The sequence below is a fragment of the Brevinematales bacterium genome (genome assembly GCA_026415355.1).
Taxonomy (GTDB): Bacteria; Spirochaetota; Brevinematia; order DTOW01; family DTOW01; genus SKYB106.
Window position 1 is genome coordinate 62367 of the sequence record JAOAHF010000001.1, and the last position, 24268, is coordinate 86634.

At 33.0% G+C, this 24268-nt stretch carries 19 protein-coding genes and 1 tRNA gene; 7 read left to right on the plus strand and 13 right to left on the minus strand.

What is annotated here, in order from left to right:
- Nucleotides 1-166: 166 nt before the first annotated feature.
- From N2712_00300 to N2712_00310, 3 genes are all read left to right on the plus strand, one after another.
- Complete coding sequence (locus tag N2712_00300) at nucleotides 167-1522, plus strand: alpha-amylase family glycosyl hydrolase (protein MCX8028422.1); 1356 nt, start codon at nucleotides 167-169, stop codon at nucleotides 1520-1522.
- 179 nt (nucleotides 1523-1701) lie between these two features.
- Nucleotides 1702-2826, plus strand: a complete 1125-nt coding sequence (gene hflX, locus N2712_00305; GenBank protein ID MCX8028423.1) for a GTPase HflX — start codon at nucleotides 1702-1704, stop codon at nucleotides 2824-2826.
- Nucleotides 2827-3266: 440 nt separating this feature from the next.
- Nucleotides 3267-3437, plus strand: coding sequence for a hypothetical protein (locus N2712_00310; protein MCX8028424.1), 171 nt, complete (start codon nucleotides 3267-3269; stop codon nucleotides 3435-3437).
- A 27-nt stretch (nucleotides 3438-3464) separates the two neighbouring features.
- Here the strand turns inward: N2712_00310 and N2712_00315 are convergent, their stop codons facing one another.
- The 6 genes from N2712_00315 to amrS form a co-directional block, all read right to left on the minus strand.
- Complete coding sequence (locus N2712_00315) at nucleotides 3465-4367, minus strand: radical SAM protein (GenBank protein ID MCX8028425.1); 903 nt, start codon at nucleotides 4365-4367, stop codon at nucleotides 3465-3467.
- Between the two features lie 140 nt (nucleotides 4368-4507).
- Nucleotides 4508-6082, minus strand: a complete 1575-nt coding sequence (locus N2712_00320; protein ID MCX8028426.1) for a peptide-binding protein — start codon at nucleotides 6080-6082, stop codon at nucleotides 4508-4510.
- Nucleotides 6083-6276: 194 nt separating this feature from the next.
- A complete protein-coding gene (locus N2712_00325) occupies nucleotides 6277-7425 on the minus strand; it encodes an alkaline phosphatase (GenBank protein ID MCX8028427.1) in 1149 nt (382 codons plus the stop codon).
- Nucleotides 7426-7499 (minus strand) — tRNA-Met (locus tag N2712_00330).
- Between the two features lie 213 nt (nucleotides 7500-7712).
- The gene (locus N2712_00335) at nucleotides 7713-8471 is read right to left on the minus strand and encodes a pyridoxine 5'-phosphate synthase (protein ID MCX8028428.1); all 759 of its coding nucleotides are present in this window, start codon (nucleotides 8469-8471) and stop codon (nucleotides 7713-7715) included.
- Nucleotides 8472-8575: 104 nt separating this feature from the next.
- Nucleotides 8576-9595 carry an AmmeMemoRadiSam system radical SAM enzyme gene (gene amrS, locus N2712_00340; GenBank protein MCX8028429.1) on the minus strand — a complete coding sequence of 340 codons (1020 nt, stop codon included), beginning with the start codon at nucleotides 9593-9595 and terminating at the stop codon, nucleotides 8576-8578.
- 146 nt (nucleotides 9596-9741) lie between these two features.
- Here amrS and N2712_00345 point away from each other — a divergent pair, with 146 nt between their 5' ends.
- Nucleotides 9742-10128 carry a gamma-glutamylcyclotransferase gene (locus tag N2712_00345; GenBank protein ID MCX8028430.1) on the plus strand — a complete coding sequence of 129 codons (387 nt, stop codon included), beginning with the start codon at nucleotides 9742-9744 and terminating at the stop codon, nucleotides 10126-10128.
- Nucleotides 10129-10132: 4 nt separating this feature from the next.
- Here the strand turns inward: N2712_00345 and fabF are convergent, their stop codons facing one another.
- A complete protein-coding gene (fabF, locus tag N2712_00350) occupies nucleotides 10133-11383 on the minus strand; it encodes a beta-ketoacyl-ACP synthase II (protein ID MCX8028431.1) in 1251 nt (416 codons plus the stop codon).
- A gap of 241 nt (nucleotides 11384-11624) precedes the next feature.
- On the opposite strand from fabF, the gene acpS reads away from it, so the two are divergent.
- Nucleotides 11625-11990 (plus strand): holo-ACP synthase, encoded by a 366-nt coding sequence (gene acpS / locus N2712_00355; GenBank protein MCX8028432.1) that lies wholly within the window; start codon nucleotides 11625-11627, stop codon nucleotides 11988-11990.
- Here acpS and glmS read toward each other — a convergent pair whose 3' ends face one another.
- From glmS to N2712_00370, 3 genes are read right to left on the minus strand one after another with little or no spacing between them, the layout of a single operon-like run.
- Nucleotides 11991-13862, minus strand: coding sequence for a glutamine--fructose-6-phosphate transaminase (isomerizing) (glmS, locus tag N2712_00360; GenBank protein MCX8028433.1), 1872 nt, complete (start codon nucleotides 13860-13862; stop codon nucleotides 11991-11993). It lies immediately after the preceding gene.
- Between the two features lie 29 nt (nucleotides 13863-13891).
- Nucleotides 13892-15334 carry a hypothetical protein gene (locus N2712_00365; protein MCX8028434.1) on the minus strand — a complete coding sequence of 481 codons (1443 nt, stop codon included), beginning with the start codon at nucleotides 15332-15334 and terminating at the stop codon, nucleotides 13892-13894.
- A 19-nt stretch (nucleotides 15335-15353) separates the two neighbouring features.
- A complete protein-coding gene (locus tag N2712_00370; GenBank protein ID MCX8028435.1) occupies nucleotides 15354-18332 on the minus strand; it encodes a valine--tRNA ligase in 2979 nt (992 codons plus the stop codon).
- A gap of 192 nt (nucleotides 18333-18524) precedes the next feature.
- Here N2712_00370 and lepB point away from each other — a divergent pair, with 192 nt between their 5' ends.
- Both lepB and N2712_00380 read left to right on the plus strand, forming a co-directional pair.
- The gene (gene lepB, locus N2712_00375) at nucleotides 18525-19376 is read left to right on the plus strand and encodes a signal peptidase I (protein MCX8028436.1); all 852 of its coding nucleotides are present in this window, start codon (nucleotides 18525-18527) and stop codon (nucleotides 19374-19376) included.
- 95 nt (nucleotides 19377-19471) lie between these two features.
- Nucleotides 19472-21712, plus strand: coding sequence for a sodium-translocating pyrophosphatase (locus tag N2712_00380; GenBank protein MCX8028437.1), 2241 nt, complete (start codon nucleotides 19472-19474; stop codon nucleotides 21710-21712).
- Between the two features lie 162 nt (nucleotides 21713-21874).
- Here the strand turns inward: N2712_00380 and N2712_00385 are convergent, their stop codons facing one another.
- From N2712_00385 to N2712_00395, 3 genes are read right to left on the minus strand one after another with little or no spacing between them, the layout of a single operon-like run.
- Entirely contained in the window at nucleotides 21875-22582 is a 708-nt protein-coding gene (locus tag N2712_00385; GenBank protein MCX8028438.1) for an HAD hydrolase-like protein, read from the minus strand.
- Nucleotides 22572-23903, minus strand: a complete 1332-nt coding sequence (hslU, locus tag N2712_00390; protein ID MCX8028439.1) for an ATP-dependent protease ATPase subunit HslU — start codon at nucleotides 23901-23903, stop codon at nucleotides 22572-22574. Before hslU ends, N2712_00385 begins: the two co-directional genes overlap by 11 nt.
- 3 nt (nucleotides 23904-23906) lie before the next feature.
- Nucleotides 23907-24194, minus strand: coding sequence for a hypothetical protein (locus tag N2712_00395; protein MCX8028440.1), 288 nt, complete (start codon nucleotides 24192-24194; stop codon nucleotides 23907-23909).
- Nucleotides 24195-24268 lie beyond the last annotated feature (74 nt).

Here is a 24268-nt window from a genome sequence, read left to right on the forward strand (position 1 = left end):
TATTTGTTTTACTATATGTTTAGGTTATGTAACCAAAATATTTTGGTTTTTTATTAGTAATATTTTGTTCTTGACACAGTTTTTAATTTGAGAAGTTTTTAATATTTATGGCATGTTATTTGTATGAAATTAGTTTGTGATCCCTGTTGGGATCAGGAGGTAGATTATGAAGAAGTTTAGTTTAGTGATGCTAATGCTAGTGATGTTGATGTCGCTAGCATTGGTTTATGATGTTAGTGCTTGGAGAGTATTCCAAGCATTCTACTGGGATGTTCCAAATGGATGGTATACAACTGTTCAAGGTAAAGTTGCTGAGCTTGCTGCTGATAAAATTGAGGTTATATATCTTCCACCTCCATCTAAGGCAATGAATGGTGGTTATTCAATGGGTTATGATCCTTATGATTATTATGATTTAGGTCAATACAATCAAAAGGGGACCGTTGCTACGAGGTTTGGTACTCAATCTCAGTTAAGAAGTTTAATATCAAGCATAAAGTCTTATGGTATGAAAGCTATGGCAGATATAGTTTTAAATCACAGAGCTGGAGGGGATTCTCAGTATAATCCTTTTACTGGAGGTAATACTTGGACTGATTTTTCTAAAGTTGCTAGTGGTAGATTTAAGATGAGTTATTGGGATTTCCATCCTAATGATATTCATAGTAGTGATAGTGGGGTATTTGGAGGATATCCTGATGTATGTCATGATAAGACTTATGTTAAAACCAACATAATAGCGTGGCTTAACTGGCTAAGAAATAGTGCTAATGCTGGATTTGACTTCTGGAGACTTGACTATACAAAAGGGTTTGCACCTTGGGTAGCTGCTTATATATATGATAATACAGGGCAACCATTCATAGTAGGAGAGTATTGGGATGGTAATAGAGATACTCTTGCTTGGTGGGTTGATAGTGCGAATAGAGCAAATGTTAAGACATTTGACTTTTCTTTGTTGTATGTTCTTAGAGATATGGCTTTGGGTAATGGCTATTATGATATGAGAGGGTTACAGTTTGCCGGACTTGTAGGTATTAGGCCTACTAAAGCTGTTACGTTTGTTGCAAATCATGACACTGATCCAATAATACAGAATAAGATGATGGCCTATGCATACATACTAACTGCGGAAGGAGATCCGACAGTTTGGTGGAAAGATTATTATGACTACGGGCTTGCTAGAAGGGGTACTGCTAGAGGTATTCAACAGTTATTATGGGTTCATTGGAGACTTGCTGGTGGATCAACAACTATTCTATATGCTGATAACGATCTATACATAGCACAAAGAAATGGTTATGGTTCCAATCCAGGGCTTGTGATAGTGATAAATGATAATGGAGTACAATGGAAAGGAGCAAGAGTTAAGACAAAGTGGGCCAATACTGAACTAAATGTCTATGCTTGGGATGGAAAAGATACTGCGAGACCTCAAAATAAATGGACTGATGGAAGTGGTTATACAGATCTTTGGGCTGCACCTTACGGATATGCAGTCTACGCTCCTGCGGGTTATTAAGTTTGTTTAAGGGGACGTTTCTTCGTCCCCTTATTCTTCAACTCGATTGTGTATTTCAATTTTTTTATGTTTCTCTTAAACAGGGGTATAGCATTTTTTATGTTACTGTTTTGTCGAGATTAGAGTTTGTTTTGAAATATGTTTTTGATTTTTATTTGTTGTTTGTTTAGTATATAATTATGAAATGTTTAGTAGTTTATGCTATCAAAGACTTAAAAAGAATGGACCAAGAGTTACTTAAGAGTAGGTTGGATGAAATAAAAAGCCTTGTTAAAACTCTATCTTGGTATATTGTTGATTTACTTGTAATAAACCTTAGAGATGTAGATCCTGCTTTTTACATAACGAAAGGTAAAGTCGAGGAAGTAAAGGAATTAAGAGTATTAGATCAAGTTGAATATATAGTATTCTACAATAATCTTTCGCCAGTTCACATAAGGAATTTAGAGATAGAGTTTGGTAAGAAGGTGATTACTAAGGTTGATCTTATACTGATGATATTTAAGGAACATGCTGTTAGTCTTGAATCGAAATTGCAGGTAGAATTGGCTTCACTTCAGGTTGAGTTACCTAGACTTTATGGTATAGGTAAAGAAATGGAACAGATAAAAGGTGGAATAGGTTTGAGAGGACCTGGTGAAAGAAAAACGGAAGTTATGAAAAGACATATAAAGGAAAGAATTAGAACTCTTAAAAAGAAAATAGAGGATATTAAGAAGCATAGAAAAAATCAACTTTCTTCTAGGTTTGGAGTTTTTAATGTTTCAATAGTAGGATATACCAATAGTGGTAAATCATCTCTTATGAATCTTCTAACAAAGGCAAATGTGTTGGAAGAAAATAAGTTATTCTCGACATTGGATACTAAAACAAAGAGACTTGTTATCGAAGGAGTAGAGATGACAATAACTGATACCGTAGGATTTATTGAAGATCTTCCACCACAACTTGTTGAATCTTTTTATTCAACTCTTGAAGTTGTTAAGCAGTCGAATTTACTAATACACCTTGTTGATATATCTTCAAAGTTTGCTGAAGATAAAATGAGAGTTGTTGATGAGATACTTTCTAAAATATTTAGAGAAGACAAATTGGAACTTCCGAAAACACTTTATGTTTTCAATAAAGTTGATCTCGTTGAAAATTTGGATCTAATAAACAAATTTTCAGAATCATATCCAGATGCTCTGTTTATCTCAGTGAAAGAGAGAATTAATATCAAGAAGTTAAGAGAACAACTAAGAAATCATGCAGAAGAGTACTATAAAGTACTTAATTCAAATTACTATTTGAAAACTGTTTAGTTTATACCAGTATTGTTAATCTGTATGAATTTTTCTGTATGTGTATTAATATTTTTTAAAGTGTTGTTTAATTTTTTCTAATTTGAATTTGCAAGTAGGAGTATGGATGAAGTTGTATCTCTAGTAAGTAAGATGGTTTTTTAGAGTTTTGTTGGTAGTTAATGGATTTTTATGTGTTTTTTCTTAGGAAGAATTTTTATTCGAAAGTTTTAGATCTGAAGAGTAAATTTATAATAATATTTCTTTATACTTACTGGAGTTGTTTTGGCAATTGCACCTGAAGGTCTTAGAGCGATTTAGAGAAGTAGAGAGTTTAGAATAGTTCAATTCATGGATAATTTGATAGTGATTGTAAAAGTTTAAGTTAGGCTTTCTGTTATTATGAGGTTAGGTAACACTTTACTTCTAGTATAGATATTTCTACTGAGAAGAAAACTATCATGAAAGGGTTTAAAAAATATATAGGAAATCCGAGCTATAACTGGGGGATTATAGTATTTTATAGGTATAGTTTTCAGTATATACAACCTTCGATATTTATTGCGATGTTTTCAACAATAGTATTCGTTATTAGAGCAGTAGTTGAGAAGAAGATTATTCAAAGTACATGAAAGAAACCAGGATGTTTATATAAAGGATTACAAGTATATTCTTTTAAAACCCATTTCTTTTGCTATATTTACTACTTCATAGAGTTCTTCTTCGTATATTCTTCTTGATATTTCGTTGTATTTGTATGCTTTGAAAAGGGGTCTGTATTGCTTCATTATATTGATAAAAGTATTAGTTGAAATTTCTTCGGATATGAATTTTAGAACTTCGTATGATCCTGCTATGCCTTTTGGTAGGACTAAATGCCTAACTATAAGCCCTCTCAATGCAATACCATTTTCGACTACTAAATCACCAACTTGTCTGTACATTTCTCTAACTGCTGATTTTGCTATTTCAAAATAGTTTGGGGCGAAAGAATATTTCTCAGCAAAGGTGTTGTTGGAGTACTTAATGTCTGGCATGTATATATCAAATATACCATCCAATATCTTCAAAACTTCGGTTGAATCGTATCCACTTGAGTTATATACTAAAGGAATATTTAATCCTTTTTCGATTGCTACTTCAAGTGATTTTAGTATTTGGGGGATTTGATGTGTTGGTGTGACAAAATTTATATTATGGCATCCTAAATCTTGTAGCTCGATCATCATATCTGCTAATGTTTCGAAATCTACTTCTTTACCTCTCATAAGTTGAGATATTTCATAGTTTTGGCAGTATACGCACGAGATGTTACATCCTGTGAAGAATATTGTTCCAGATCCTCTTCTACCTACTAGTATATCTTCCTCTCCGAAGTGTGGTGTGTATGAATATACCATAGGATAACAGCCTACCTTACAAAAACCTTTTTGTCCGTTTGTTCTGATAACCTTACACAGTCGAGGACAAATCGAGCATTCTTTTAGCATTTCAAATAATCTATCCGCTTTTTCTCTTAACTCGTTCTTGCTAAGCTTTAAATAAGAAGGAACAAACTTCATATACAAAATTTTTATATCTTCAAATTGGAATTTCAAGTATATGTTTGTAGAAGTTTGGTTATATAGAATGAATTTATGGACCTTCTGGTTGTAAAGTTAGTAAAGAAGTTTATAATGTCATTTTTAATAAACTAAAGTTATTATTGTGGTGTTATAAGCTTCCAGGTATTGAAGTTCCAATATATTCCTGCTGTTGAAGGATCTATGTTACTAACTCGTTTATCAGCTCCTACTAGAGATGCTCTTGAAAATAAAAACAAGTATGGTAAGTCATCGTTTATAATCTTGTGAATTTTTGAATATATCTTTTTCCTTTCTTCTCTATTAAATATTTTTCTTCCTATCTCGCAAAGTTTATCGACTTCAGGATTTGAGTAACTTACATAGTTAATACCACCTTTTATTTGGGATGAATGCCATATGTCGTAGGGATCAGGATCAATTGAAAGAGACCATCCAAACATGACCATTTCGAAAGTTCTACTATCTATAGTTTTTGTAACCATTGACCATTCCATGATTCTTACGTTTAATTCTACACCTATTTTTTTGAGTGTTTCTTTGAATATTTCACCTATTTTTATTCCAGTTTCACTACCTTGGGGTATTATAAGCTCAAGAGATAATTTCTTACCATTTTTATCTCTTATTCCATCTCCGTCCGTGTCTTTCCATCCTGCTTTTTCGAGATATTCTATAGATTTATCTAAAGAAAATTCATAGTCATCTACATTTGGATTATATGCCCAACTATTAGGTGGAAATGGTCCAGAGAGTGGTTCTGCTAGTCCAAAATATACGTTATTTTTTATTTCCTCTTTATTTATAGCATGTGCCAAAGCTTTTCTAACTAGTTTGTCAGATAATATTTCATTTCTTAAGTTTAATGCTATTTGGGATATGTTGAGTGTATAATACTTGAAACTGTTGAATTTTGTTTTAAACCAATCTTGTTCTACTTGATTTATCCAGTCGATTGGTCTTATACCTGCTAAATCAGTTTCTCCTACTTTCAAAGCATTGAATTCCACGGTTGGATCTTTGATTATCCTAAATACTATTTTCTTTATGTTTGGTTCATTGTTTTTATCCCAGTAGTTTGTTGTCTTCTCAAGTATTATGTATTGTCCTGGAACTACTTTTTTAACCTCGTAAGCTCCACTTCCTATGGGAAATGAGTTGTATTTAGTATTATGAAAATCTTCCTTTTCAAATATGTGCTTGGGTATTGGTGTCATAGCCCAACTCTCGAGTGCTGGTGCGTAAGGTTGTTTATACTTAACTTCAAATGTTAAACTATCTATTTTTTTAACGTACTCTACGTCTTTATATTGGGCAACTTTGTTGAATGCTTTTGAAATTGGATTTGTTATCATTGAAAAAGTATATATTATGTCATCTGCTGTTATAGGAGTACCATCTTGCCATTTAGCATCTTCTCTTAGCCTAAATCTGAAAACTTTTGAATCTGATGATACAGAATATTCTTTGACTATTTTTGGTACGAAATTTAAGTTTTGGTCAACTTCAAAAAGACTATCGTATATAAAACTTATAATAGTTGAAGAATATAAGTCTAGAGATGATACAGGATTAAATGTCTGCGGTTCTTGAGAAAGAGTTAGAACTATTGTCTCTTCATTCTTTAAATTAGGTCTTGAACAAGAAACTATGAAAACTAAAAGTAATATAAGCAACAAGTTAATAAACCTCATACTCAACCTCTTTTGTAATCTTCTTTAGAATTATGTTATTGGAGGTACTTGCAAATCAAAATACATTAATTTGGGTATTGGGTTTTAAAAGATCTCGTGAAAGTGTTGTTAGATGAGACTATTTAATTTATGGTTTCAGTGATAGGCTATTTATTAAGTGGGACTAGATAAAGATTAGATTTTTGATAAGGGTACTAATTCTGTAAAAATTCTATTAATTTTTTACCTACAAATGTATTATCAATAAATCCTATAAAGTTATCACTTCCAAGTCCTATTGAGAATATTGGTACTAGTTCTGCAGTATGATCTTTTGAGGCAAAACGAATGGTTGATAATTTATTTAAAACGCCTCCTATTATGCTAACTCCACCTGTTTCGTGGTCTGAAGTTACTATCAAAAGAGTGTCTGGGTTTTTTAGTACAAAATCAATTGCTATTCCTACTGCGTTGTCAAAATCTCTCATTTCCTCTATTAATCCTTTATGGTTGTTTGCGTGGGCTTCCCAATCTATTTGGGATCCTTCAACCATTAGGATGAATCCTTCTTTGTTTTTTGACAATAGATCCAGAGACTTTTTTGTCATTTCTGCTAGAGTTGTTTTTCTGTTACCGCTTAATATTGGTGGTAAATGGATAGGTTCCAAAAGTGCTAATATTTTCTCGAATTTTGCTGGATTATAGTTTTTTAGATCTTCGTAGTTGGTAATTATGTTGTAACCTAGCTTTAATAGAATATCTACCAAGTTACTTGTTGCTGTTGGTTGTTGGTTTGTTTCCTCTGAGTATGTACTTTGCGATGGTATGGTAGTTGTAGTTGGTAAAAAGAATGATAGTCCTCCTCCTATGAATAAATCTATAGTTTGATTTGTTACGAATGTTGCTATTTCTGTTTCATTTAACCTTGAACTTACATGTGCATAAAAGGTTGCTGGTGTTGCATGAGTAATACTACAAGTTACTATTATTCCTGTGACTTTGCCCTTTTTCTTTGCTACTTCCATTACTGTTGGTACTATTTTACCATCTGGTAGTGTTGCTATATGTCCGTTTTTAGTTTTGTATCCTGTTGAAAGTGCTGTACCACTTGCTGCGGAATCTGTTACTAGAGAACCTTCAGCATATGTTGACATTAAGCCTATTTTTTTGAACTTGGATAGATTTGCGTTTGTGTTTGCTAGGTAGTATGCTGATATAGCACCTAATCCCATTCCGTCACCTATCATTATTATGATGTTTTTTGGAACATCTGATTTTTTAGCTGTTAATGGATTAGAAAAGATTAGAAAAATAGATAGTAAAAGTAGAAAACGAGTACAATGAGATATAGAATTTGAAAACATTTGCGGGGGTTGGATTTGAACCAACGACCTCTGGGTTATGAGCCCAGCGAGCTACCGGACTGCTCTACCCCGCGTTACTATAATTATTATACTACTATGTTTAGAGTCTTTGCAAATTAATTCTATGAGAAAGCTATGAGTTAATTTATTGAATTACTTCGTAGTATTATTAGTTTATTCATAGATTCCGTTGGAGTTTAGGATTATCTTGGAAAAGCACCGATGTAACGTTGTACTATTCATACATTAACGTAATGTGTTAAGACAATATATTCTTATAGTTTTTGTTATTTTTTAAAAGACACTAAATCGTAGTATGCTCTTAGTATGATATCTTTCATTTCTATAACTGCTTGTCTTATTCCAACATATATTGATCTACTTATTATGCTGTGTCCTATATTTAGGGTTTCAATTTCTGGTATACTAGCTATATCGTACGTATTCTTATAATTGAGACCATGTCCTGCATTTACCCTTAGACCGATTTTGCTAGCGTACTCTGCTGCTGTTCTTATCTTGTCAAGTTCTAGAATTTGGTTATCTCCTGCAGAGTTGGCATATTTACCTGTATGTATTTCGATATAGTCTGCTCCCACTTCTTTTGAGAGGTCAATAGCTTCAATATCAGGTTCAACAAAGAGACTAACTACAATTCCTTTTGATTTTAGTGATTTTATAACATCTTCGAGTCTGTGTTTAATAGGTTTTATCTTTAATCCACCTTCAGTTGTTATCTCTTCGCGTCGTTCTGGTACTATACAAACTTCATTTGGTATTACATCAAGGGCTATCTTGACAATCTCGTCGTTTATCGACATTTCTAAATTCATAGAGGTTTTAATGATTTGTTTAGACAGGTATACATCTCTATCTTGAATATGCCTTCTATCCTCTCGTAAATGTAGCGTAATTCCATCTGCTCCTGCGAGTTCGATAATTGGTATAACCGATACAGGGTCAGGTTCTGATGATTTTCTAGCTTGTCTTAATGTTGCGATATGATCTATATTAACTCCAAGTTTCTTTTTGAAGGTTTTCTTCATAGAAGTTATTTTATTCTATTTCATTCTTAAGATTCAAAAACCTGATTTATTGTTAAGAGAATTTTAGAAATACTGGATAAGGTAGATTTGTTTTGAATAAAAATCTAATTCCATAGCCCGTCAATTTTTCTTCTACATTTAGGACACTTGTTGTCTTTTATTTTGTTTTTCAAAACATCGTGCCAAGATCTTATGATTAGAGGTTCTTTACAATCTGGGCAATAGGTTGTACTACCTTCTTCATACCATACATTACCCGTATACACGTACTTTATACCTTTTTGAATTGCTATATTTCTAGCCTTGATGAGTGTTTCTTTTGGAGTTCTAGGTAAGTTATTGAGTTTATAGTCAGGGTGGAATGCAGTAAAATGTAATGGTACAGAGTCACCTAAGTTATCTAGTATCCACTCTGATAGTTCTTCAAATTCTTTCAAGCTATCGTTAAGTGTAGGTATGATGAGATTTGTTATTTCAAACCAGACATTGCCTAACTCTTTTAGCCTTTTGAGAGTTTCTTTGACTGGTTCTAGATGTGATAGAGTTATTCTATTGTAGAATATTTCTGTTATTGCTTTGAGATCTATATTAGCTCCATCAACGTACTGATATATATCATAGAATGCTTCTTTTGATATGTATCCATTTGATACCATAACTATTTTAATACCGTATTTTCTAGCAATTTTTGCTGTTTCGATTATATACTCTCCTATTATTGTTGGTTCGTTGTAGGTAAATGCTATGCTTGGAGTTTTATATGACAATGCTATTTCAACTATTTTTTCTGGTGACATGTAGATGCTTTTTACTTGATCAAGTTTTGCTTTTGAAATATCCCAGTTTTGACAAAATAAACAGCCAAGATTACATCCTGCTGTACCTAACGATAGTATATTCGTTCCTGGTAAGAAGTGAAACAGTGGTTTTTTCTCGATAGGGTCTATGTTAATTGCTACAGGTCTAGCATATCCTAGAGAGTATAGTATTCCTCCTTCGTTTTTTCTTATAAAACAAAAGCCAGTTTTTCCATCGCCTATTAAACAGTATCTTGGGCATAAGTAACATCTTACTTTGTTTCCTTCTTTCTTCCACCACTTTGCTACGATCTTGGTTTCTACCATATATTACATCCAACAGTATAATAGTAAATACTTGTAGAAAATTTGTCAAGGTGGTATATCATGATGAAGCATAGGATATAAATTGTGTAATTATTTGCCGAGCAGTGTTATTTTTTTTATATTTATTATGTAAATTTGTATAGATTATGAACTACAAATTTAGCTACTATGATGTTAAGGAAGATGAAATACTGATTTTTGTTTATGGAACTTTGAAAAAGGGATTTCATAACCATAGAATGATAAAGGATGCTAAATTTGTTGGTAGAGGTAAGACTAAAGATAAGTATGTTATGTATGTTGATATAATACCTTATGTTAGTAAAAGGGATCGTGTAAGTAATATATATGGAGAGGTGTACTGTATTGATCGAAACACATTAGATATGTTAGACAGATTAGAGAAACATCCCTGTTGGTATTATAGGGAAAAGGTTGACGTAATACTTGAAGATGGCAGAATCGTTAACGCATGGATGTATTTTAATGATATAGAGGTTGGAAATGTGGTTGAAAGTGGAATTTACGAGTAGTCTGTTATTTACCTCTCCATTTTCTGAATAGTATACTTGCGTTATGTCCTCCAAACCCAAAAGAGTTTGAGATAGCGTATTCTACATCCATTTCAATAGCTTTATTAGGTACAACATCAAGGTCGCATTCAGGATCAGGTTCTTCTTGATTTATAGTTGGGTGTATTTTGCCCGTTTCGAGCATTTTAGCTACTGCTACTGCTTCTACCCCACCTGCAGCACCTAGAGTATGTCCTATCATGGATTTTGTTGAGTTAATTTTTAGTTTGTATGCATGATCTCCAAAGACATTTTTTATTGCTAAGATTTCGGCTTTGTCTCCTAGTGGTGTGGATGTTCCGTGAGTGTTTATGAGCTGAACTTCAGTAGGTGATATTTTTGCCATATTTATAGCGTTTCTCATTGCGATGGAAGCTCCTGATCCGTCAGAACAAGGAGCAACATGATGGTAGGCATCTCCGCTAGTACCGTATCCAACTATTTCTGCATATATTTTAGCTCCTCTTTTGAGAGCATGATCTAGAGCTTCTATTACGAGTATTCCTGCGCCTTCAGCAATTACAAATCCATCTCTATTTTTATCAAAAGGCCTTGAAGCTTTTTCAGGAGCATCGTTTCTAGTTGACAAGGCATCTATTTGAGTAAAACCTGATATACAAAGGCCGTTTAAAGATGCTTCTGATCCACCTGTTATCATAACATCTGCATCACCAATAAGTATATGCATTATTGATGCTATTATTGAGTGGTTTGAAGAAGCACAAGCTGAAACAGCTGAATAGTTAGGCCCTCTAAATCCATATTGAATTGAAACATAAGCAGAAGCTGTATCAATTATAGACATCGAAATAAAGTTAGGATTTACTTTTCTTCTGCCTTCCTGAAAAAACTTCACAGAGTTGTTGTAAAACTGTAAACCGCCACCAATACCAGATCCTATTATAACACCAACTCTTTCTTTATCAAGGTTAGAGTAGTTAAGAAGCCCAGAATCTTCAACTGCTTTTTGTGCAGCATATATTCCAAAATGGGTATATCTATCAGTTCTTCTTACTACTTTTTTATCTAAAAAAGATTCAGCGTCAAAATTTTTAACTTGTCCTCCTATTTTTGAAGGTGAATCATGATCTAAATCTTCTATCTCAAGTAATGATATTCCAGATTTGCCATTGATAAGATTATCAAAGTATTCGTCTACTTCTAATCCAAGACTAGTAACAACTCCTAGGCCAGTTACTACTATTCTTCTATTCATCTTTACCTCCTGTCCCTAGAATTGTAAAAATGTTTTTAGATAAAAATCAATTTTTACCCATAATCAAATTTTGATTTAGAATAACTATCATGTTACTATAATTCAATATTCTAAATGTTGTATGTAAAGTAAATTACTGGATTTTATGGAACTGAGTTTTTTAATCCTGTTTTTTAGGATGATGTGGACTTGTATCAGAAGTTTTTGAAACAGCGATTATTGGTTATTTAGTATTTTCGGTATGGTTAGAGTTGGAGTTGACATAACTGATATATCTAGGGTTAGAGAGTTTTATAGTAGGCGAGGTGAAAAGTTTTTGGATAGAATTTTGACTGAGAGAGAAAAAGAATATGTGATGAAACACGAAAAGTTTTTACTAAATCTTGCTGGTAGGTTTGCTGGTAAAGAGGCGTTTTTCAAGGCACTAGGGACTGGTATCATAAATTTTAAAGAAGTTGAAATATTAAATGATTCATCTGGAAAGCCTTATATAAACTTGTACGGTAAAACCAAGGATGTTTTTGAAAGTCTTAATGTAAAGAGTTTTGATATTTCAATATCTCATACAGAACTCGCAGCAGTATCAGTTGTGGTTTTTGAGATATAGTTACTCTACTGTAACGCTTTTGGCTAAATTTCTTGGTTTATCAACGTCAAGTCCTTTCGTTGTTGCTACATAATAGGCAAATAGTTGTAGTGGTATTACGTTTATTATTGGTGAAAGTGGTTCGATAACATAGGGTACTGGTATAATGTAGTCTGTTATTTTTGAAACTTCATTGTCATTTTCGTTGACGATTGCTATGACTTTGCCGTTTCTTGCTTTTATTTCCTGGATGTTACTTATTATTTTTTCGTATAGTGAGCCCTTTGTAGCTATTACTACCACTGGCATATTTTCGTCGATTAATGCTATTGGGCCGTGTTTCATTTCGGCTGCTGGATATCCTTCTGCATGTATATATGATATTTCTTTTAGTTTTAGAGCTCCTTCGAGTGCTATGGGGTAGTTGTAGTGTCTTCCAAGGTAAAGGAAATTTCTACTCTTGTAGAATTCTTGTGCTAATTCTTTTGTTATCTTATCTGAGGTATTTAGAGTATATTCAACCAGTTCTGGTAGTTTTTTGAGTCCAGATACTATTTCTTTACCTTCAAAAATGCTAAGTCTCTTTTTACGGCCTACTAATACACTAATCATGGTGAGGGCAACTAACATGTTTGTAAAAGCTTTAGTTGAAGCAACACCTATTTCAGGACCTGAGTGTATATATATTCCTGTTCCTGCTTCTCTTGCTATTGTACTTCCGACAACATTTACAACACCCATTACTATAGCTCCTTTTCTTTTTGCTTCTTTGAGAGCTTCAAGTGTATCCATGGTTTCTCCAGATTGAGTTATTGCCACTACAATGTCTCTAGGACCTACGATTGGGTTTCTGTACCTAAATTCTGAAGCATAGTCTACTTCAGATATCGTTCCTCCTATGTTTTCCATTAGATATTTACCAACTAGTCCTGCATGGTACGCCGTGCCACAACCTATAAAAACAAACTTTCTTATTTTATGTACTATCCCTTCGATTTTAGATATGCCACCGAGTTTTACACTACCATCATCTTCTAAAAGTCTACCTCTTATACAATTTTCAATTGCTGTTGGCTGCTCGAATATTTCTTTTAACATATAGTGAGGGTAGCCTTTTTTGTTAAGTTGTTCTACTTCCCAATCTATTACAAATATGTCTTTTTTTATATCTTTACCAGTGAAATTCTTTGTTATTATACTATCTTTTTTGATTATTGCTATTTCTCCATCATCCAGGTATATAACATTTCTAGTATGTTTTACTATGGCATTTATGTCAGATGCTACTATACTTTCATTATCTCCTATACCTATAACTATAGGGCTACCTTTTCTGACAGCTATTATCTTATCTGTTTCATCTATATAAGATACAACTAATCCGAAGGTACCGTTTAGTTCGCTTACTGCAAGTATAACTGCGTCTTCAAAAGAATTTCCTTCTTTCATGTGTTCTTCTATAAGATTTACTATTACTTCAGTATCTGTTTGACTATAGAATCTGTAGCCTTTCTTAATAAGCATTTCTTTGAGTAATGTGTAGTTTTCTATTATTCCATTGTGTACTAATACTACCTTGCCGTTATTGCTGATGTGTGGGTGTGCATTTGGGACAGTAACCCCGCCGTGTGTTGCCCACCTAGTATGTCCTATCGATAAAGGTTTAATGTTTGAAATATCAATATTCTTAAGTTTCTCTTCTAAATTTGATATTCTGCCTACTTCTTTGTAGAGTTCATATTTACTATCCCTTATAAAACATAGACCTGCTGAGTCGTATCCCCTATATTCGAGTTGTTTAAGCCCTTCTATAACAACTTCAACAGGATTTGATTTATCTCCTACATATCCTACTATCCCACACATAAGTCTAACCTCTGGCTTTACTAACATTATCAATGATATACTTTTTGTATATCCAATTACCTTCTAAAAATCCACTTTAATCCTAAAATTAATATTACTCCAACCATGATAAACCAAAAAGATGAAATATCTATCTTTAAAGTATCAAGTACTGTTGTTGAATAGTTTTTTTTGATCTTGTTGATAAACTGTTTCGATACTTCTTCGTAGTATATACTATTTTCTGTTGGTTTTGTGCTTCCACTAAAAGCACTCTCTTGAAGTACTATTTTGTCATTACTATGATTCTCTTTCAATAAGAATTTACATAGCTCGCTGAAAAGATCAAAGAAAAAAGTAGAATAAATACCAACCTTTATGTTCTCAATATCAACTTTCGATACGTCTTCGATCAAAACTAGTATAAATTCTCTCTCTAGATAGTTGAAGTAGATAACTATTCCAGAATTGTCTAAGGGTATAACTTCGCTTGGAATTTTTGGAAAACTGTACTTAAAAGCATTATCAATCAAAACAGGGTAGTCGAAGTCTATATCAATAATGCCGAGTTTTTGATTGTAAGTGAAGTCTTCTGATGATAGTTTCATGTTTCTGATTTTTGAGAAGGATATTATATTTTTGATGAACTCTTCATCGGGTGATATCACTAATATTCTACTATTTTCATCAGTTTGTTTTATTATTTCTTCTATGTTTATGTTTTTGCCTTTTGGGTAGCCGATGATGAGATTTTTGAACTTGTTGGTTATCCTGAGAGGATTTTCTTTTCTTATGTTGGCAAATAATTCATATTTATATCCTAGCGTTTTGAGTACTCCTACTATATTTTTAAGATCTCTGTTTAATTCGAACCAAAAAATACCAACAGAAGCTATGTTTGGTAGTTTATAGGCTATATTTGTGTTGAGTGATGAGATTATGAATTCTTCAGGTAGAGATGATGTTTGAATTAGATGTTGTTTTTTGTATTCTTTGTATAATGAAGATCTTTTTGTTTTATCTAAAATTCTGATTTCGGAAATGGCTATCATATCTATTGTCAAGTATTCAACTTGCCCTATGTTTGTAGTGTAGATCTCTTTTATTAGGTGGTTAGTTTGGAGGCTATTGCCTATGTGGATAAACATTATATTGCTTTTGGATTTTATCTCATTTGGTATTTCAAATAAGAAGTCAGATAAAATAAGGTAAAAGTCTTTTTCGTTGAGATTTGCGAAATCGTCTTCTTTGTTGTAAGGAATTCCAAACTTTCTTATGAAGTCAAACTCTAGCTTTGTTAGTTTGGTTTCAATAGGTTTAACTTTATCTTTTGAACTTTCGGAATAATCAACCATTAATACAACGTTAGGTTCTTTTGGAGTTAGAATATTGATATTCATGACAAAAGGTATTGAAACGAGAAACATTAATCCGATTATAATGGCATACAAAAATTCTTTTTTTAGTAATAAAAATACTACGGTGGTTATGAGTACTATGATAGCTATTATTGTAACCATGTTAAAATGATCCTTGGTGTTATATTTTCTCTATTATTTCTTCCATTTCTTTTATCATTTTTGAAAATTGTCTTTGTTTTTCTTTCTCATCTTCGATAACTTCTTGAGGAGCTCTTTCTATGAAGTCTTTGTTTGATAGTTTTGCTTCAATAGAGGATAGTATTCCTTTTAGTCTATTTATTTCCTTGACTATTCTACTTTTTTCTTTTTCTACTTCCACCAAACCATTAACTGGTATTAGTACAGAAGTAAATCTACCGACTGCTCCTGCTTCTCCAAAGTTTTTGGTCATTTTCCCTACATCAAGGATATTTCTTGTCTTTGATAGTTTCTTTACTATGTTAGCAAATATTTCATTAGACATAATAGATTTTACTTTGTTTTCAAACTCTGGTAGGTTAATGCTTATCCTGATATCAACTTCTTCAGATGGTTTTATGTTGAGTATACCTCTTATTTGCCTTATGTTGTATACAATTTCTTTTAAGATTTCAAATGTTTCTTCTGCTTGAGCGTTTTCTAGCTTTGAGTTAGGCTGTGGGTAAGAAGAAACTATAAGATACTCTTTATCTTTTAATTCTTGAGGTATTTCTTTGTATATTCTTTCGGTTATGAATGGCATGATAGGATGTAGAAGCTTCAAAAATCCCACAAGGATGTTCAGGAGTACTGAGATAGTTATATCTTTTTTATCTGTTGTTAGCTTTACTTTGGATATTTCTATGTACCAATCGCAGAAATTATCCCAGAAAAATTCATGGAGTATTGATGCTATATCACTTAATCTGTATTCTTCAAATGCTTTTTTAACTTTTGAGACAATTGTGTTGAATAGAGATATTATCCATTTATCAACAGCGTCAAGATCTTGGTTGAGTAGTTCTTCTAGTGAATAGATTTCTTTGATTTGTGATTTTAGATTTTCGTAATTTGTTAGTATAAATCTTGAGGCGTTCCATATTTTGTTTGCGAATTTTGAACCTATCTTAAATTTTTCTATGGAGAGTCTTAAGTTTTGTCCTATTGGTGCGAGAAATACTGAAGTGAATCTAAGTGCATCTGCACCATACTCTTTTATGACGTCGAGAGGATCAATGCCATTACCTAGTGATTTACTCATTTTCCTTCCTTTTTCATCGAGTACTGCTCCATGTAGGTAAATATCAGTAAATGGTTTTTCTCCGAGAAATACGTATCCGGCCATTATCATCCTGGCAACCCAGAAAAAAAGTATATCTGCTCCTGTGACTAACACATCTGTTGGATAGTATCTTTCGAGTTCTTTTGTTTTGTTAGGCCACCCAAGTGTGGAAAATGGCCATAACCAAGAGGAAAACCATGTATCCAAAACATCTCCATCTCTTTTTAGATTTATGCTACCTGTTTTCTTATCTTTTATTGCAATTGTATATTTTTCACCAATTCTTCTTAGAAAACCTTTATTTTTATCTTGAACGTTTTCTTCGAAGTAGGATTTTAATTTAGAAGGATCATCCAGAATAGATAGATCATCATTTAGGGTAATTTTATCTTTATGAATTTCAAGGTAAACTTCTTTTGTTGTTCTCTTTTTAGGTTTGTTTGCGTCGACTATTGAGTCAGATTTTAGTACTTCAGTGACCTCTTCAGGTGTAAATATTTCACTTATTCTAGAAGATATCCAAAGATCAAAGATTATATAAAATATTACAGGATATTTACCTTTGTCATCGAAGTCGTTATATTCAAATACGTTTATGTTACCTTCTTCAGAATACCAGACAGGTATTCTATGTCCCCACCATATTTGTCTAGAAATACACCAATCTTTCACATTATAAAGCCAATTCAAATAGACTTTTTTCCATCTTTCTGGAAAGAATCTTATTTTTCCTTCTTCAGCTGCTTTTATAGCAGGTTCAGCGAGTGGTTTCATTTTAACAAACCATTGTTTCGAAACTTTTGGCTCTATTATTGTGTTGCATCTGTAACAGTGACCTACTGAGTGTTTGTAAGGTTCTGTTTTTTCAAGCAATCCTAGTGTTTCTAAGTCATTCACTATGACTTTTCTAGCTTCAAACCTATCGAGATTTCTGTACTTTTCGGGTACGTTGTCGTTAAGAGTGGCATCATCATTAAATATGTTAATAATGGGTAGATTATATTTTTTACCAATTTCAAAGTCATTGGGATCATGTCCTGGTGTTATTTTCAAACATCCGGTTCCAAATTCCATATCAACATATTCATCTGATATTAGAGGTATCTCTCTATTTACAAGTGGTAGAATGACTTTCTTACCTATAAGGTGTTTATATCTTTTATCGTTGGGATTTACTGCTATGGCTGTATCTCCAAGCATTGTTTCAGGTCTTGTAGTAGCTACTACTATATATTCTCCATTACTATTTGATATTGGATATCTTATATGCCATAAGTTACTTGATTTTTCTTCATATTCAACTTCGTCATCTGCTAGAGCAGTGCTACATCTAGGGCACCAATTAATTATATATTCTCCTCTGTAGACTAATCCCTTCTTGTAAAGAGAAACAAAAGCTTCTAATACTGCTCTAGAAAGTCCTTCATCCATCGTAAATCTTTCATAATTCCAATCACAGGATGCTCCTATTCTTTTAAGTTGCTTTATTATAGTAGCTCCGTGTTCTTCTTTCCATTTCCAAACTTCTTTTATGAATTCTTCTCTACCTAAGTCAAATCTTGTTTTTCCTACTTTTGCTAATTTTTTCTCTACTACATTTTGTGTTGCTATACCTGCATGATCTGTTCCAGGTACCCATAAAGAGTCGTATCCACACATTCTCTTATACCTTATAAGTACATCTTGAATGGTATTATTAAGGCCGTGTCCCATGTGTAGTACACTTGTTACGTTTGGGGGTGGTATCATTATGCAGAATTTATCACCACTACCTTTTGAGCTATAAAGCCCTTTTGATAGATATTCTTCTAGAATCTTTTCTTCAAAGCTCTGTGGTATATATGTTTCTTCAAGCATAGATTTACTCCCTCACTGGTTAATTATAAATATTAGTAGCGCTTAGACTGAAGTTTGTAAAATGTTTTAGTGGCCTATGAAATTATCGAAAGATATAATAAAATTTATTTTTGATTGGCTATTTTTCTTTTTCAAAACAACTTGAAAGAATACGAATTTACTAGTTATACTTAACTTCAACCTGAAGGAACGATGATGAAAGAACCTAAGCCGAAAAAGACTTTTAAAGAAGTAGTTTTAGAGAACCTTAGAGTTATAGGAGAAGCTTACGTTATAGCATTTGTGATTAGACTGCTTTTACTTGAAGCATTTGCTATACCAACAGGTTCTATGGTACCAACAATAATGGTAGGTGATAGGATAATAGTTATCAAACCAACTTATGGTATAAACTTTCCTATAGTTAATTTAAAAACTCCTGGTTTTTACAAACCAGAGAGAGGGGATATAATAGTTTTTAAGAATCCAACTTATCGATCGCCAGGATTCTTAAGAGAACTTATAACTCTTATGACATTTTCTCTTGTTAATGTTGATAATGAACCTAAGTACTTTGTAAAAAGGGTTATAGGTCTTCCGGGAGATAGTATAGATATAATAAGTAACCGTGTTTATGTGAATGGTGTGCCATTAAATTTAGAGTTTATTGATAATCAAAACGGGTGGAGTTACTTTAGAGAGTATTTTAACAATCAGAGTTGGGTTATAAAGATAAGACGTGAAGTTATGTTTGATGATGGAGTTGTTAGAAATTTTCATATCTCAAATCTATACTATTTGTATGATAGTGATACTAGGTTAGCTTTGATGTCGCAAGGTGTGCCTGAAGTTTACTTACCTAATCTGGAATACTTTAAGAATGATATAGATAAGATTAAAGAATCTCTTAAGAGTAATAGGATACCTGAAGGTTACTATTTTGCTATGGGGGATAATAGAGACGAGAGTAGTGATAGTAGATATTGGGGATTAGTACCTGAGAGTTTACTTGTTGGTAAAGGAGTGTTTAGATTTTGGCCTATTAATAGAGTAGGTGGCTTATAGGTACAGAATCAAAAGTAGTCTTGGTCATGTCATTTAACTGATTTATTGAAAAACCTTTTCCTTTCATTGATAATCAAGGCTGACGGAGGTTTTTTATGGAAGGTAAGATAACACTACCGCAGTTTGGCCCCGTTGAATGGGGGATACTATTTTTTGTTCTTGCTAGTTCTATTGTTGCTCTAGTGTATGGATTATTTCTTGTAAGGTATGTTATAAGGGTTAATGTAGATGATAAAAAAATGCTAGAAGTATCTTCTGCTATAGAAGAAGGTGCTATGGCGTATTTGAGAAGACAGTTCAATACAATGATATGGTTTATCATAGGTTTGATGATTGTTCTATTTTTTGTATATAGCACTGTATATACTGATATTAGATTACCTTTGGGTATAGCTATTGCATTTTTGATGGGAGTTTTTGCTTCATATGGTGCTGGTTTTGTTGGGATGTGGCTTTCCGTTAAAGCTAATGTTAGGACTGCTTATACTGCTTTGACAAAAAGTTTTTCTGACGCTTTAAAAGTTTCTTTTAGGGCTGGAGCAGTTTCTGGAATGTTTACGTTGGGATTTGGCTTATTGGGTGCTACTATAATCTTTATGGCGTTCAGGGAAGAAGCAATGAAGGTTTTGGTTGGTTTTGGATTTGGTGCTGCACTTGCTGCTCTATTTATGAGGGTAGGTGGTGGAATTTATACAAAGGCTGCTGATGTTGGAGCAGATCTTGTAGGTAAAGTAGAAAAAGGTATTCCTGAAGATGATCCAAGAAATGCTGCAACTATTGCTGATAATGTAGGAGATAATGTCGGAGATTGTGCAGGTATGACTGCTGATGTCTTTGAGTCTTATGAAGTTACGTTGGTTGCTGCAATAATACTTGCTGCAGCAACATTGCTTGATCCTGTGTTTACACAAACTTATGGACAAAATGCTGAAATGTTTGCTCTTAAGCTTATAATGTTTCCACTCATACTTAGAGCAATAGGTGTTTTTTCATCAATGGTTGGGGTTTGGAGTGTCAGAATGAAGGAAGATGAGCAAGATCCGATGAGAGGTATAAATAGAGGCTATATAGTGTCATCTATACTCTCTATTATAGGTTTTGCTATTGTGATATATTTCTACATAATAGATCCTAATACGGGTCAACCTGATTTTAGATTTCTCATACCACCTTCAATAGGTATTTTCCTTGCTGTTGTTACGATGTGGTTGACAGATTACTTTACTCATCCTGATAAGAAGCCTGCTACTGAGGTTTCCTATTCTAGTAAAACAGGGCCTGCTACGGTAATACTGACAGGTATGGGTGTTGGTCTTGAGTCAACTGTTTGGGCTATAGTTGTTATAGCGGGTACTATAGGTGGAGCATTATTGGTATTTCCAGATAATCTTTCCCTTGCAGCATATAGTATCGCATTGACTGGTTTAGGACTTCTAACAACAACAGGATACATACTTGCCATGGATACTTATGGGCCTATAACAGATAATGCTCATGGTATATTTGAGATGTCAGGTGTTAAAGATCAAAAAGCAAGTAAAGTGCTCGATAGAATGGATGCTATTGGTAATACTACAAAAGCATTAACTAAAGGATTGGCAATTGCTACTGCTGTTATTGCAGCAATATCATTATTTAGGTCTTTTATAGATGAAGCACAACTGTTTTTGAAAGGTATACAGATTAATTTACCAGATGTGTTTATAGGTCTTTTGATAGGTGGTGCTGTTCCATTTTTGTTTTCGTCATTTGCTATAAAGGCAGTTGGTAGAGCAGCATTTTTGGTTGTCGAAGAAGTCAGAAGACAATTTAGAGAGAAACCAGGTATAATGGAATGGAAGGAAAAACCAGACTACGGTAAGACAGTAGATATTGTTACTGCAGCAGCACAGAAAGAATTGATAGGGCCAGGTATACTAGCAATATTTTCACCAATACTAGTTGGGTTTTTACTAGGAGCACAAGCTCTTGGTGGATTTTTAGCAGGTGCGATATTAACGGGACAATTACTTGCGGTGTTTATGGCTAATTCAGGTGGTGTCTGGGATAATGCTAAGAAAAAGATAGAAGATGGTTTTCTTGGTGGTAAAGGAACTGATGAACATAAGGCAGCAGTTGTTGGTGATACTGTAGGAGATCCTTTCAAAGATACTGCAGGTCCTTCGCTTAATCCTCTTATAAAGGTCATAAATCTTGTTTCACTGCTAATAGCGCCTGTTGTAATACTCGAGCTCTCAGTATGGTTGAAGCTTTCAATTGTAGTTTTTGCGATTATATTGCTAGGTATTGCAGTGATGTTGAGTAAAAGAGGAGCAATAACTGAAGAGAAGAAGTAGTTTTTAGCCCCCAAAAAAGGGGGCTTTAAGTTTTTTTCAGGTTTATGTGGTTGTACTTTTTTATAGGTTGTTTCGGTATTTTACTTTTTTCTATTGTAAAATTATGTTTTCAGTACTCTGTAATTTTTAGTTTTTGATTGTTAAGTTACTTTTATTTTATTCCTAGAATTGATTTCGTTGGTTTTCTAGTTTTTTTATTATATTTGGTAGTTCATTGAGTGATTCAATAATGTAGTTGGGATTATATTTTTCGAGTTCTTCTCTTTTCATCTTACCAGTTGTTACTATTGCGCAAGGGATGTTATTTTCTCTTGCCGCTATTATATCTCGATGAGAATCTCCAATTATAAGATATTTTGAAAATGTTGTTTTGTAATATTCTTCAGATCTCCTTATTGCTATTGGGACTAATTTAGTTCTTTCTTTTTTTTCGTCTCCGAAGGCTCCGACAGGAAAAAATTTGTCAATTTTGAAAGGTGATAGTTTCATATATGCTACTTCCTTTATATTCCCCGTTAGAAGACAATTGTAGTAGTTATTATAACTCCACTCAGATATCTCGTAAGCATAAGGTAGTAATTTTATCTTTTCAGGGGTTTTATCAACTATTTCTCTAAACATGAATGATATTCTTTCAAATACCTGAAACATCTTGATAACAGAATCCTTGCCGTAAAAACCATTGTCTTGTATTACTTTGTGTATTATTTCGATATCTGTTGTACCTACCCAGTCAACGCTATTCAAAGATATTTCTTTATTTAGGACTTGTGACAATGCTTCTTGGTAGATCAATCTGCCTGTTTTGTCAAGTACTACAAGTGTACCATCGATATCATATAGTAGGAGTATAGGTTTCTTAGAGGACATACTTTGCTAAATCTTCATTTTGTATTATATCTGATAGTTTGTTTTCTACGAATGATTTTGTTATGATTATTTTCTTATCTTCAACATCTGGTACTTGAAAAGCAATATCTTCTAATAATTTTTCCATGACTGTGTATAATCTTCTTGCACCTATGTTTTCAAGTTTTTGGTTTGATTCGTATGCTATTTCTGCTATTTTATCTATAGCATCTTCTTCGAATTCTAGTTCAACTCCTTCTGTTTGTAGTAATAGTTTATATTGTTTCACGAGAGCATTTTTGGGTTCAACTAGAATTCTTTTTAGATCTTCTTTTGATAGAGGTTTTAGTTCTACTCTTACTGGAAATCTACCTTGTAGTTCTGCTATAAGATCTGAGGGTTTATTTTTTGAAAATGCACCTGCTGCGATGAATAGTATGTGATCTGTGCGTACAGGCCCATATTTAGTATTGACGGATGTTCCTTCAACGATTGGTAATAAATCTCTTTGTACTCCTTCTCTTGATACATTAGGGCCTGATGTTTCGCCTTTACTTATAAGTTTGTCTATCTCATCAATAAATATTATACCGTCTTCTTCTGCTCTTTTTTTTGCTTCTTCTGCTATATCACTTGGGTTAATAGATTTTTCTGATTCTATTGAAGATAAAATTATCTTTGCCTCTTTGACTGAAACTCTTTTTTTCTTCTTTTTTTCTTTTGGGCCGAATATCATGTCTAGTGGGTTTTGTATATCTATAATGTTTGAAAAATTGCCTGTTTCTAACATTTCTTCAAATGACATAGTGTTATCAAGTCTAGGTGGTTCTTCTATTTCTATTTCAATTATTACATCGTCATAGATGCCTTTTCTTATTTGCTCAATTACCATGCTTTTGTCGAGTTCCAGTATAGCAGGATTCGACTTAGTTAGATATTTGTATATTATTTCATTAGCTTTTCTACCGTATTTGTCTATGTTTTTTGATATGTACTCTTTTTTTACCATACTATAGGCAACATTTACTAGATCTCTAACCATGGATTCAACATTTCTGCCTATATATCCTATTTCTGTAAATTTTGTTGCTTCTACTTTCACAAAAGGAGCGTTTATTATACTTGCTATTCGTCTTGCTATTTCTGTTTTACCTACACCTGTGGGGCCTATCATTAAGATGTTTTTAGGTATTATATCTTCTTTTATACCCTCTGGTAGCATTTTTCTTCTATTTCTGTTTCTCAATGCTATAGCAACAGCTTTTTTAGCTTCGTTTTGGCCTATTATATATTTACTTAATTCTTCAACTATTTCTCTGGGTGTTAGACCCATTTTATCCATGTATTATTCCTCCTCGATATCGTCTTGAAAGTTAAATACTTCTCCTATTACATTTTTATCTTCTTCGAATGAAAACTTAACGGTATATCTATAGATTTCTTGGTCTATTTTTCTCAATGAGAAACCTTCTATTATAATTCCAGGAATGCTATCTATTATTTCCATAACTATATCTCTGTTTTTTGAGCAATTTCCTTCGAGGAACCAGTATGGGTATTCGTAAGATATAAAATCAGGGTTAAACAAGGATACAAGAAGATCACGAACTGCTATCAGCCTTGAATTGTCCATTTACCATATCTCCTTAAGAAATTATAAAAACAGTAGTAATATAAATTCAAAAACATAACGTGTATTTATTTAGT